12 protein-coding genes and 1 pseudogene are annotated in these 12,381 nt (G+C 47.5%); 6 read left to right on the forward strand and 7 right to left on the reverse strand.

Annotated features, from left to right (window positions below; genetic code table 11):
- Positions 1-259: pseudogene (locus VIM87_RS07455) on the forward strand (TonB-dependent receptor); the annotation flags it as partial.
- A 135-nt stretch (positions 260-394) separates the two neighbouring features.
- Positions 395-1,315, forward strand: coding sequence for a hypothetical protein (locus VIM87_RS07460; RefSeq protein WP_331996374.1), 921 nt, complete (start codon positions 395-397; stop codon positions 1,313-1,315).
- Positions 1,316-1,320: 5 nt separating this feature from the next.
- Here VIM87_RS07460 and VIM87_RS07465 read toward each other — a convergent pair whose 3' ends face one another.
- The 3 genes from VIM87_RS07465 to VIM87_RS07475 are packed head-to-tail and all read right to left on the reverse strand — an operon-like array spanning position 1,321 to position 4,304.
- Positions 1,321-2,145 carry a class I SAM-dependent methyltransferase gene (locus VIM87_RS07465; RefSeq protein WP_331996375.1) on the reverse strand — a complete coding sequence of 275 codons (825 nt, stop codon included), beginning with the start codon at positions 2,143-2,145 and terminating at the stop codon, positions 1,321-1,323.
- Positions 2,146-2,154: 9 nt separating this feature from the next.
- On the reverse strand, positions 2,155-3,630 hold the full coding sequence (locus tag VIM87_RS07470) for a radical SAM protein (RefSeq protein WP_331996376.1): 1,476 nt from the start codon (positions 3,628-3,630) through the stop codon (positions 2,155-2,157).
- Positions 3,631-3,641: 11 nt separating this feature from the next.
- Entirely contained in the window at positions 3,642-4,304 is a 663-nt protein-coding gene (locus VIM87_RS07475) for a HemK2/MTQ2 family protein methyltransferase (protein WP_331996377.1), read from the reverse strand.
- A gap of 176 nt (positions 4,305-4,480) precedes the next feature.
- Between VIM87_RS07475 and VIM87_RS07480 the strand changes: the two genes are divergently transcribed.
- Entirely contained in the window at positions 4,481-5,581 is a 1,101-nt protein-coding gene (locus tag VIM87_RS07480) for a glycosyltransferase family 4 protein (protein ID WP_331996378.1), read from the forward strand.
- On the opposite strand, the gene VIM87_RS07485 is transcribed toward VIM87_RS07480, so the two are convergent.
- The gene (locus tag VIM87_RS07485; protein ID WP_331996379.1) at positions 5,557-6,633 is read right to left on the reverse strand and encodes a glycosyltransferase; all 1,077 of its coding nucleotides are present in this window, start codon (positions 6,631-6,633) and stop codon (positions 5,557-5,559) included. The genes VIM87_RS07480 and VIM87_RS07485 overlap by 25 nt on opposite strands.
- Before the next feature lie 42 nt (positions 6,634-6,675).
- Positions 6,676-7,038: a DUF1304 domain-containing protein gene (locus VIM87_RS07490; protein ID WP_331996380.1), complete on the reverse strand. Its 363-nt coding sequence runs from the start codon at positions 7,036-7,038 to the stop codon at positions 6,676-6,678.
- A 127-nt stretch (positions 7,039-7,165) separates the two neighbouring features.
- Between VIM87_RS07490 and VIM87_RS07495 the strand changes: the two genes are divergently transcribed.
- Positions 7,166-7,951, forward strand: a complete 786-nt coding sequence (locus VIM87_RS07495; protein ID WP_331996381.1) for a DUF2231 domain-containing protein — start codon at positions 7,166-7,168, stop codon at positions 7,949-7,951.
- A 92-nt stretch (positions 7,952-8,043) separates the two neighbouring features.
- On the opposite strand, the gene VIM87_RS07500 is transcribed toward VIM87_RS07495, so the two are convergent.
- Together VIM87_RS07500 and VIM87_RS07505 are read right to left on the reverse strand one after the other, a co-directional pair.
- Entirely contained in the window at positions 8,044-8,496 is a 453-nt protein-coding gene (locus VIM87_RS07500) for a hypothetical protein (RefSeq protein ID WP_331996382.1), read from the reverse strand.
- Positions 8,471-9,661: a DUF4221 family protein gene (locus VIM87_RS07505; protein WP_331996383.1), complete on the reverse strand. Its 1,191-nt coding sequence runs from the start codon at positions 9,659-9,661 to the stop codon at positions 8,471-8,473. Before VIM87_RS07505 ends, VIM87_RS07500 begins: the two co-directional genes overlap by 26 nt.
- A 377-nt stretch (positions 9,662-10,038) precedes the next feature.
- Here VIM87_RS07505 and VIM87_RS07510 point away from each other — a divergent pair, with 377 nt between their 5' ends.
- Both VIM87_RS07510 and VIM87_RS07515 read left to right on the forward strand, forming a co-directional pair.
- The gene (locus tag VIM87_RS07510) at positions 10,039-11,265 is read left to right on the forward strand and encodes an acyltransferase family protein (RefSeq protein ID WP_331996384.1); all 1,227 of its coding nucleotides are present in this window, start codon (positions 10,039-10,041) and stop codon (positions 11,263-11,265) included.
- Between the two features lie 33 nt (positions 11,266-11,298).
- Positions 11,299-12,327 (forward strand): sensor histidine kinase, encoded by a 1,029-nt coding sequence (locus VIM87_RS07515; protein WP_331996385.1) that lies wholly within the window; start codon positions 11,299-11,301, stop codon positions 12,325-12,327.
- Positions 12,328-12,381 lie beyond the last annotated feature (54 nt).

The raw sequence follows: 12,381 nt of genomic DNA on the forward strand, positions 1-12,381 counted from the left end.
TTATATGGGTGACCGGCCGGCCAATGAAGATAACAGCGTAGTGGCAAAGGGTTATTTTGTAACAGATGCTTACCTGAACTTTGTGCGTGCTAAATACGAGATTGGCCTGGCTGTTCAGAACCTGTTTGATGTACGCTGGAAAGAAACACAGTTTGATACAGAAAGCCGGCTGCAATATGAAGCGGCCCCGGTTTCGGAGATCCATTTTACACCAGGTACGCCTTTTTACCTGAAGCTCAGCGCCAGCTATCTGTTTTAAGGAATGCTTCCCCTTTCGTATTTTTGGTACTGTGTGCGCCTGCCGGCACAGCATCCGATTTTTTTAATATTTTCTACCCTGGCAGACAACCTATAAGCGTCACTCTCCGTATACTTTATAGACCGTTTCCCATATATGGTACAACTTCGAGAGAGCATACTTAAAGTGGTGGCTTATTTTGACCTGTTTAACTACCCGGTTACACAGGAAGAGATCCGGCATTTCCTGGACCAGCCGGTTCATGGAGAGGTGTTGCCCGCTGCCCTGAAATCCCTGTTGGATAAACAATTACTATGGCAGCATGGCCATTATTACAGCTGCAAGAGCGATCCGCAATTAGTTGAGCGGAGAAAGCAGGGCAACCAGATGGCGGTGAAACAATTGAAGCAGGCCATGCGGGTAGCACGGGTATTATCTTGGTTCCCGTATGTACGGGGAGTAGGTATTTCAGGGTCTTTGTCCAAGAACTTTGCCTATAAAGGATCTGACCTGGATTTCTTTATTATCACAGCCGCCAACCGGTTGTGGATTGCCAGGACTTTACATCATTTATTTATTAAACCTTTTGCCTGGCTGGGGCTCCGCCGGTTATGCTGTTTGAATTACTATATAGACGAGCATATGCTGGAAGTTGGAGAGCACAATATTTTTACCGCCGTAGAGGTGGTAACATTACTGCCGGCGCAGGGTAAACAAATTTTCAATTCTTTTGCCTCAGCCAATAAATGGATCTATAGTTACCTGCCTAATGCCAGCTTTAAGGAAGCTCCCTTACAGGAATTGGCCGATCCTATTCTTAAAAGGGGAATGGAGCGATTACTGAATGGTAAGCTGGGCGACCGGATCGATAGCCGGATAATGCAATTTTTTACCAAACGATGGAAAAAGTTATTAGCGCTGAACAGGGCCACACACACAGGGTTTATAAAAGGCAGCGTGGTAACCGACAAACATTATTGCAAACCTATTCCCCATCACTTCCAGCAAAAGATCCTTTCCCGTTACCAGGAAAATGTGAACACCATCAAGGCAAAGTATATTTTAGTGATGGATTAATCAGCCTACTTCTTCCGCAATGTAATAATGTAGTAATCCCCGGTATGCTTCCAGGGCCACCGGCTTTTGAACCGGTTCTCCAGCTTCATTAAAAAGCGGTACAAGCGGGGCAGCTTATCCGGAAAGCGTTCCAGGTAAGAAGGCGGTACAATACTGCACAAGCCCTCTATGGCCAGTAACTCATAATCCTGCTGCAATGTTTTGGTAATAAAAGAAGGTTTGTAGTACCAGCAGGTGAAGGGTACCCCTTCTACATAAGCGGTTACCCCGTTCTTACTGTTAAATCTTCTGAAAGCTGTTTTAAAATCGCCGCGTAGCGCCAGCAGGGTTTCCCACAGGCAAAAGGGGGGCAGTATGGCCAGGGTTATCTGCCCTTTGGGTTTCAGTAAAGGCCCAAAGGAATGCAGCACTTCTCCTAACTGCCCGGTACAATTCAAGCCGGCAAAGTTGGAGAATATAAGATCGTAAGGGCCTTTATGCTGTAAGGCCGGTAAGTCGTTGAAGGAACATCTTTCAACAGATACCTGGTCATTTAATTGATGCGCCTTTACTTTGGCCGCCAGTTTTTCCAGCATGCCTTCGGCCAGGTCAGTGGCATGCACATGATGGCCGGCTGCTGCAAAGTATACCGTGTCTTCTCCCGTGCCGGCATTCAGCTCCAGGATGTGGCTGCCCGGCGCCAGGAAACGTTCTACCTGCGCCCGTACACGGGCCCGTTTATATTGAATGATCTTATTAGGCGTATAAATGGCATCAAATATAGCCGACTGCTTGCTAAAGGCAGCTGCCGCCTGTTGCTCATCTATTGTATGTTGCTCACCCTGTACCATGCCGGGTAATTATTTTTTTGAAGAAGAAGGTTTTTCCAGCGTATGCAGCTTGCGTTTGGCAATAAAGGCCGCCGGTATATAATAGGCTGCTGAAAGGGCTTTGCGTAAAGTTTTTTTAGTGGCCTTACTAGGATGAGTGAACAGGTGCTTAATGTTGGCAAAAGCCAGGTGTTTAAGATAGCTCCTATGTGTATACCTGTATAATTGCTTGTAATAGGCCGGTTGATAAGTGTTCTCAAACATCAGCGCCAGCTCATCAGAATCTGTCCAGTTGGTTTTCTCTTTCAGGTCTGCTTTTACTTTGTCGTAAAATACAGTGCCCGGTAAGGGATAGGATACAGAAATGCCTATGCTGGAAGGCAGCAGCTCATTGATCATGTCAATGGTCTTATTAATATCCTCCTTAGTTTCACCCAGGTAACCGAACTGTATAAAAAAGGAAGGTTTAATACCGTGTTCCTTTAACAGATGGGTGGCTTTATGGATCTGCTCAATGGTAGTGCCTTTGTCCATAGCATCCAGGATCTTCTGGGAGCCGCTTTCAGCGCCCATCCAGATGTTCTCACAACCGGCGCGGGCCAGCGCTTTTACATAATTATCCTGCACCAGCAGGTCGGCGCGGGATTGGATCTTGAACCGGAAAGAAAGCTGCTCTTTTTCTACCAGGTCGGCAAACTCATTTACCCAACCGGGTTTCAGACCAAAAATGTCATCACAGAACCAGATGTGGTCAAAGTTGAACTGCTTGCGCAGGTATTTTATTTCATTCACTACATGCTGCGGGGAGCGGGAATTATAACGGTTGCCATATATGGGCTTGGCGCACCAGTTACATTTAAAAGGGCAGCCACGCGTAGTGCCCATGTTTATGGAAAAATAACCCACATGTTTTTGCCACGACTGGCGGTAAGGTTCCATATCCACCAGGTCCCAGGCCGGCATGGGCAAAGCATCCAGGTCGCGCATTACGCTGCGGCCGGGCGTTTTAACAACATGGCCGTTTTGCTTGTAGGCCAGGCCTGTAATGCCGGAATGGTCTGTTGCATTATTATCAATGGCCGTTACCAGCTCCAGCAAGGTCATTTCTGCTTCCCCTATCAGGATGAAATCAGCGCCTTCATCCAGGTATTGTTCATAATGGTCAGTGGAATCGGAGCTGGAAACAATAACCGTACAACCTTTTTCCTTTGCCAGTTTGGCCATGCGGAAAGCGGCTTCCCGCATGTTGGTAAGGCACATTTTGGTGAGATAATTGAACCCGTCGTCATAGATCACAAAGTAGTTGGGCTGATGGGCTACTATCCTGGGCAATACTTCATCCGGGTTGCTTACGAACATGGTATCAAAAAGCGATACTTCATAACCTTTTTCCCGCATTAATGCCGCTGCATACAGGGTGCCCAGGGGTGCATACGGCTGCCCCATTGACCATTGTTTAGGATCAAAACGCATAAAGTACGAGTGGGAAAAAAGTATACGGCTCATGCAGTTATTATTTAATTGCGCTCAATCTTAAAAATGTAAATTTCTTCCATCAGGTTCTGCATGGAATGTACACGGTTTAACCGGCAGCCATTCTTAATGGCCAGGTTGCGGATCATGGTTTCATCACAGCCATCGCTCAGCGTCATTAACACGGTGGATTGCTCATGCATATAGCCTGGCAGGGAATGGAACAGGCGGTCAAAATATTCCCCGTTCTCGCCGCAGTACCAGGCATGTTCCGCAAAGGTTTGCGGCTGTTTTTTATAATAAGGCGGGTTAATGGCAATAATATCAAAGGTACGGGAAGGGATCTGCTCAAACAGGTCGGAGTGGATCACTTCCATTTTCACATTATTGGCGCGCCCGTTCTTTTCCAGGTATTCAACGGCAACAGGATTAATATCTGTGGCCATTACATTTGACCCTTTGCCGGCCGCAAAAATGGAAATAAGGCCATTGCCGGCGCCCAGCTCCAGGAAAGAGCTTTGCTGCAGGGGCAGGCCGCTGATGTAACGCAGTAAATACTTGGTGCTGAAAAAGAAGGCGGGGTGAAATACCTCCGGCGGAATTAAAAGCTGTACCCCTTTAAAGGTATACTTCCTTGTTTTAGAGAGGTACCGGACCAGTAAAGGCTTATAAAAGCGGGTGACCAGGTATTTTACAACACGTCTCATGTATATGTACTGGATTGAATGACAATATATTTTTATCCGTAACTTATTTTAGTAATATAAGTTAGTTACAGTACGTACCACCACCATAAAAGGTTGCCTGGTATGAAAAAATTTGTCTTCGGAATTTAGCCTATCATTGCTCCATCTTTTTAACCTGTCACCGGGCGGCTTTTTTTATGAGGATCGTATTTGCAAGTTATGTATGTTCTTCCGGTTTTAAAAGTCCGGTTGAATGGCTGCAGCGCACTAATTTTTATACCGGCATACCGGAGGCCTTAAGCCGGGAAAATGAGGTCATTTCTATTGAACAGATTGACTATGAAGGCCGGTACCAGCAAAACGGGGTAGATTACCGCTTTATGGATTTTGGTAAAAGAACCGTTCTTTTTCCCCGGCAGCAGCACCGCTATATAAAAGCCCTGCAGCCGGATGTGGTATTTGTGCACGGTTTACATTTTGCCTGGCAGGTAATTCAGCTGCGCCTGCAATTAGGCCGGCGGGTAAAGATCATTGCCCAGCACCATGCGGAAAAGCCCTCGCGGTGGCCTAAGCGCTACCTGCAGCAGCTGGCCGCTTACTGTATTGATGCCTACCTGTTCACCTCACAGCCAATGGGGTTGGATTGGATGAAAAAGGCGCATATCCGCAGCACCGGTAAAATCCATGGGGTTATGGAAGGCTCGTCTGTTTTTTATCCCGTGGCGCAGTCCCAGGCAAGGGATAGAACAGGTGTGCAGGGTGCCCCCGCTTTCCTGTGGGTAGGGCGGTTGAATGAAAATAAAGATCCGCTGACAGTGGTACGCGCCTTCCTGCAATTTACCCGGCACTACCCGGAGGCCCGCCTGTATATGATCTATCATACCACGGAATTGCTGCCGGAAATTGAAAGCCTGCTGCAAAGTGAGGCGGCCTATAAAGACAAAATTATTTTAGTAGGAAAGGTGCCGCATGAGGAGCTGCTGTATTGGTATAACAGCGTGCCTTTTATTATTTCCGGATCACATTATGAGGGGAGTGGCATAGCGGTGTGCGAGGCTATGTCCTGCGGATGTATCCCGGTGCTTACAGATATCCTTTCTTTTCAGCTGCTCACTGATAACGGCCACTGTGGTGTATTATACGCACCAGGTAAAGAGGCGGCGCTGCTGCAGGCCCTTTTACAGGTTACCATGCTGGATGTGGCTGCGGAGCGCAGTAAAGTATTAGCGCAGTTTCAATCACAGCTTTCCTTTGAGGCTATTGCAAAAAAAATTCAGGAGGTCATTACTTCATTATAGCCGAAGAGCTGCATAATGGCGCTGGCGCTGCTGTTCATCTCATAGGGTAATACCGCCTGCCGTTGTGCAGGCGGCTGGCGCAGCAGGGTAAGCACCTGTTCCACCATCGCCGCTTTATCTTTTACAATGTACCAGTTGGGAATAGCAGCCTGCATGGGTTGTACAAAGCTTACTACCTGTGCGCCTGCATACAATGCTTCCAGCATCACCATACCAAAACCTTCGTAAGAGGAGGGGTGCAGTAAAATGCGGCTGCGTTGCATAAGCCGTAGCACTTCGCGGTGCAGCTGCTCGCCGTAAAGTTGTACATTATCCTGTAAGCCCCATTGGGCAATCAGCGTCTGTAAACGATGCACTTCTGTTCCCTTGCCGCATATGCCGGTTTTAATGTTGGGGAAATGTTGTTTTACGGCATGAATAACTTCAATAAAGATCTCGTATTGCTTTAGCGGTACCAGGTTGCCAACACCCAGTACATCAATATCCACCGGTGCAGCAACGGGGGGGAAGTCGGCGGTATTCACGCCAATAGGTATTACATGCTGCGGCCTAATGTGGTGATTGCGGTTAAACTCCGCCACTAAAAAATCTGATATGGCTATCAGCTCCTGCGGCGCCGGGCGCATATATCGTACCGTGTTATTCGACTTTTTTGCATCCTGCCCCAGGAGCCAGGTATGATGTTGTATGTTATAGCGCTTTCCGAAATAATGGCCTATCAACGCACAGGGGCCGCACCAGCAGCTGAAAAGCCCTGCTATATCATGCTGCTGCCGCAGCTTTTTCAGCTGCCGCCATATTTTCCACCAGGAGTGTAAGAGATGAATTTTGTTACGGAACTTACCACCCATGCTGATGATGGTATTGCCATGCCACTGATAGGTATGTGTAAAGAAGGGATAATGAAAGGCTACCACTACCACCTTTAACCCGGGGAACACCTTATTCAGGGACCTTACCAGCAGCTGCAGCGGCGGCAGGCAGGTAGTATCTGCTTCATTTTCCGGGAAACCGGGTATAAGTATTACCAGTGTTTTGCTGTTATTTGCCATGCAGGTTGTACTGTTCAAACAGGCCGCAAAGTAATGAATTTATCAGGCCAGCAACAATACGATCAATGCAATAACAGCCGGTAAACCCTGCTTTATGAAAATGGACCTTGAAGCGGTAAGCCCGCCATAAATGCCGGCTACGATCACACAGCCCAGGAAAAAGCAGGCCACATTCCGGCTCCAGCTTACATCTGAAATAAACAACGACCAGATCAGGCCGGCCGCCAGGAAACCATTATACAGTCCCTGGTTGGCGGCCAGCGTTTTGGTTTCTTCAAACAGGTGGGCCGGCAAAGAGCGGAAGGTTTTTTTGCCCACTGTGGTCCAGGCAAACATTTCCAGCCAAAGTATATACAGGTGTTCCAGGGCTACCAGGCCTATGAGGATCTTCGCAAACAGTAACATGCGCATGAATTTTACAGGGGATATAATAAAAATATTATAAATGTAAGTCATGCCGGCCGGTTTACCATCCATAAACAGGTAAACTTTTTGATAGAGCCTTTATATACCAAAACAAAATCTTACCACCATGAAAAGTACTGCTCATATTAAGGGGCATCCGCTTCATCCTATACTGGTTACTTTTCCCATTGCCTTTTTTATAGGCACGCTCTTATTTGATATAATGGCGTTAGTGAACGACCGTTATGATTTTGCCTTTGTGGCGTCGTGTATGCAAATAGCGGGCATTACCACAGCTCTACTGGCTGCCGTACCCGGTATTATTGACTACGTATTTACGGTGCCCCCTAAAAGCTCCGGTAAAAAGCGGGCTGCCCGGCACGGAGTGCTGAACGTACTGAACCTGGCGCTGTTCTTTACCGCCTGGCTGCTGAAGCGTAACCCTTACATACCGGCCTTTGGCATTCTGCTGCTGGAAATGGCGGGGATTGTGCTCCTGGGCTTTGCCGGCTGGATGGGTGGTACGCTGGTGTACCGTAACCAGATAGGCGTTTTTACCCGTTATGCGGGCGGTGGTAAGTGGAAAGAAGAACGTTTTACCGGTGACCATCAACCGATAGAGGTAGCTAACAGCGATGAGCTGAAGACCGACCAGATGAAGCTGGTGCATGTACAGGGGAAACGCATTGTGATCGGTAAAACAGAAGCCGGTTATGTTGCTTTTGATGACGCCTGCACCCATAAAGGCGGCTCACTGGCAGGCGGCGCTATGATCTGTGGTACGGTGCAATGTCCCTGGCACGGCTCCCAGTTTGATGTAAGTACCGGGCAGCTGAAAGCAGGGCCTGCAAAACAGGGTATTGTAATATACCGGTTAACGGAGAATAATGGCAAGGTGTACCTGCACTTGTAAAGATTGAGTATACCCGGCTACATTGTGAAGAAAAGTCTCCATATATTCGCCGGCAATCTTTACCGGTATCAGGGCGCAGGAAAAAATAATTCCTATTCCCGCAGCAGCTCAGCTAACCCGTCTGATCCCGGGCTTTGATAAGTGATCCCTTTTATTGCATTTCCTTTAATGGTAACGATCATTGGGTAAATGTCCTTTCCCTGCTCGGGGTAATGGATCATGTTGTTGCTGTCTATTAATACCCGGCTATTATTCATTACTTCATTACCCAGTTTTATCCGTAATAATTTAATGGATTGCACCCGCGTAAAAATGTACTTCGCCTGTGGGAACCGGGTATAATTCCTTTTCACAAAATCTTCTGCGGTGCTGATACAGCCTTCACAACCCTGGTTGGGTATTACCACGTAGTGCCCGGCCGGTAACGGTTTTGCATCCACCGCATGTAAGGCCTGCAGCAGCTGGTCCGGTGGTGCGGAGCAAGCCGTAAAACATAACAGTAACGTATATAGGAAGATCTTATAATTCCGGGTTGATGTGTACATATTGCCCAATGTTTTGGTCATGGTTAGCTACATTCAGAAAATACAGGCCTTGTTCCGTTACAAAAAAATTATCCAGCGCAAGCCCTTTGGGTAAGGGACCTTCGCCCAGGTAATGAAAGGTATTGTCAAAAGCGATCAGCGTGGCATGTTTTTCACCCAGCTGCTGCGCATTCAGCTCAGCGGCGGCAGGCGGGGTTTGTAATACCCGGTAATAGCGCTGGTGGTAAGCATCATAAATAATATCCCGGTAAGCAGGCGTGTTTGTAAAGTAACGCAGGGCATTATCCGGGTCCTGCAGCTGCGGGCTGTTCTTAGGTATGGGCATGGAGCTTATGCAGAACTTTTGCCGGCTGCCTGCATATACAGTGGTTATGTGCCATGCGCTGTCAATCACCTGCAGGTAATGGTCTGCCGGTAAGCTAAGCAATAATGCTCCCTGTTGTTTATTGTACGCCGTATAAGTGGTGCGCATATGGGAGCCGCCCCAGTTACCGGTTTTATAAATAGCGGAGTAAGGCACCTTGTGCTGCAGGCTGCCATCCGGTAAGTGAAGGATGGAGAAGAGCGTACGCCCTGCCGGTACTTCGCTGTCATGCTCGCCCATTAAATAGCCGGCGCCAATAATGTTATTGCCCTTTAAAATAATAGGCGCCGCATTGCTGGCATTGGGTGGCGCAGGATTATAGGCAAAGCTGGTCTTTACTTTTTTGTAAAAAGGCAGGGTTTTATATACGGTATCAGTATCCAGGTTATAATAAGACAGGCGGAACAGGCCATAGGTGTACAACAGCAGGCTATCGCGGTTCAGGTAATGCATGTACATCACCTTGTCGTTCAGGTGCAGCGCCTGCGTCCGGCTGGGTTTTGTTATGGTATCAGCAGCTGCTAGCGGGTATTGCAGCAGCCGTTTGCCATAGGTATCCAGTATCAGCAGAGCATTTTCTTTTTCCAGGTATTGCACCGGTGTTTGTACGCCTATTACCAGCATACTATCCAGGTACAGGTTCAATGGTTTTCCAATATTGATCTTCAGGGGTATAAGGCTGTCTGTAACAGTGGTACAGGATTGAACAACCGGCGCTCCGGTTTCTTTACAGGCGGTGGCTATACAAAACAGCAGGGCTACCATTACGGTAGCCCACTGATAATTTCTCCTATTGTACATAAGCCGTACAATTGGGTTTTTCTGTTGCTATTGGAGAACCACAGTAATAATACGCGTGTCCTTCAATGTACTCGGCTTTACATTTCCCGTTCAAAAAAGTGGGACTTACCTCACAGGGGGTAGAGCTAACAGGTACCCAGCTACATACGGCTGCCAGGGCAAAGCCCAGGAAAATACAGGTTTTCTTCATCTTTCAATGGATTTGAGTGCAGAAATAGGATTTATCATAATCAATATACTAACTTTTTTAATTCACATAAAGGGCCAGCAGCCTACTGCGGCAGGGTAGCAGTGTGCGGGATGTCACCCCAAAATTGCAGGTGGTCAAAACACAGGGCTGTAAGGCTTTTACAGTTGTTAGGTTTGTAAAAAAAAAGATGCAACCTACAAATAGACAAACTTACCTTGACTGGCTGCGTATCGCAGCGATCTTTGGCGTGCTGTTATTCCATTCCGCCCGTCCGTTTATGATAGATGATCCCTGGCATGTGAACAATGCCACTCAAAGCAATGTGCTCACGGAGTTTGCCTTTTGGCTTAGCCGCTTCCGCATGCACCTGCTGTTCTTTATTTCCGGAACGGTTTCCTGGTTCATGGTCAGCAAAAAAAGCGCCCGCGGTTTTATGTGGCTGCGTTTCCAGCGCCTGTTCATTCCCCTGCTGGTAGGTATGCTGCTGATTGTGCCGCCCCAGATCTATATGGAGCGGTTAAACCAGGGTTTTAAGGGTAACTTCTGGAATTTTTACCCTTCCATTTTTGAGATGCGCCCTTACCCGCATGGCAATACCAGCTGGCATCACCTGTGGTTTATTGCCTACCTGCTGGTGTTTGACCTGTTGCTGACGCCTTTTTTCGGATGGGCTGTTTCCCCCAGGGCCAAAGGTTTTGTTGAAAAATTGAAATTCTTTGCCCGTGGCAAGAATGTATACCTGTTAATGCTTCCTTCCGCCACATGGTTTTCATTAACCGTGCTGAAATATCCCATGACCGGTGACCTGGTGCATGACTACTGCTTTTTTGTGTACTGGATGCTTTTTTTGGTTGCAGGCTTTATTTGCATGCTGCAACCTGCCCTGATGGACAGCCTGGAACGTAACCGCCGCTTTTCGCTGGCTATGGCCCTGGTAATGCTGGGGTTCATTAACTACCTGCGCTGGAATAATGTAGGAATTAGCACCTGGGTCCCGGACTGGGATCAGCATTGGTATATGTACCCATACCTGGCAAGGCAGCCGCTGAACTCCTGGTTCTGGGTATTTGCGCTGATAGGGTATGGTAAAAAATACCTGAACCGGAAAGTAAAGGTGATGGATTATATTAACCAGGCCATCTATCCCTTTTACATCCTGCACCAAACCGTGATCGTGATCATTGCCTGGTACGTAGTAAAAACCAATGATAGCATTGGCATGAAGTACGGCTTTATTGTGATCACCTCTTTATGTATAAGCATGGGCATTTACCATGTATTTATAAAACCGTTTGCCCTTACCCGTTACTTGTTTGGTATGAAGCCTCCTGAGAAAAAGGTAAAAGCTCCGGTAAGTGAAACGCCGGTACCGCAACCGGCCCTGCAGGTAGCACCGGAGCTGGTTGTATCATAAAAAGTTTACTGATCTTTGCTTAACTTCATGACTATGCAGTATAAATGGTGGCGTTTGATATTTCCGGTTTTTTACGGGTTGCTCATTTATATGACCATCCGCCTGGTAAATGATGTGATCACCGGTACCCGTTTCTGGCTAAGGCCCTGGGCTGTTAATGCCATTGAATTAGCGGTGGTGACCCTTATCAGCTACATTAACATATGGGGGATTCATAAATTACTGGAAAGAAATCAGCGTCATTTTAATGCACCGGTACGTAACCGGGGTTTGCTGAAGGAGTTTGCTGTGGTAGCTTTGTATGTGGAGCTGGTAAGCACTGTATTCATAATCCCCATGGCCGCCCTTACGGACGATGGGATCACCTGGTACGATGCGGTGCTTATTTACCTGATACCACTGCTGTACTTATTGTTTTACTACGCTTTTATAAGGGGAAATGCTTCTATGAGAAAAAGTTATGAGCAGCAGCTGCAGATAGAAAAGATCAGTAACGATCAGCTGCAAACAGAGTTACGTTTTCTGAAAGCGCAGTACCATCCGCACTTTTTGTTCAATGCATTGAATACGGTATATTTCCAGATGGATGAAGATGTGAGCCGGGCCAAACAAACCATTGAAGAGCTCTCGGAGCTGCTGCGTTACCAGCTGTACGACCAGCAGCAGCTGGTTTCCATCCGGCAGGAATTACAGTACCTGCAATCGTATATTCACCTGCAAAAAAGCCGGATGAATGACCATCTTAACCTGCAGGTGGAGTTTGACGAAGCGCTGGACGGGCAGCAGGTGTACCCGCTGCTCTTATTACCCCTGGTGGAAAATGCTTTTAAATATGCCGGTGGCGAATACTGGATCAATATTTCGGCCCGGCTGAATAACGGGCAGCTGCAGTTTGAGGTAAGCAATGCCAAGCCGGAGATCATTCCGGAAAGAAAGGGCCGCAGCGGCATTGGGCTCGATAACCTGCAACGGCGCCTGGCCCTGCTATACCCCAACCGGTATACGCTGGACACTCATGATAACGGACAAAGCTTTACGGCTAATTTAAATATAGGATTATGATCAGGATCAAATGTGTAATTACGGATGATGAGCCAATGGCCCGGAAAGGTATTA

Source organism: Chitinophaga sp. (assembly GCF_036569125.1).
In the GTDB taxonomy this organism is placed as follows: Bacteria; Bacteroidota; Bacteroidia; order Chitinophagales; family Chitinophagaceae; genus Chitinophaga.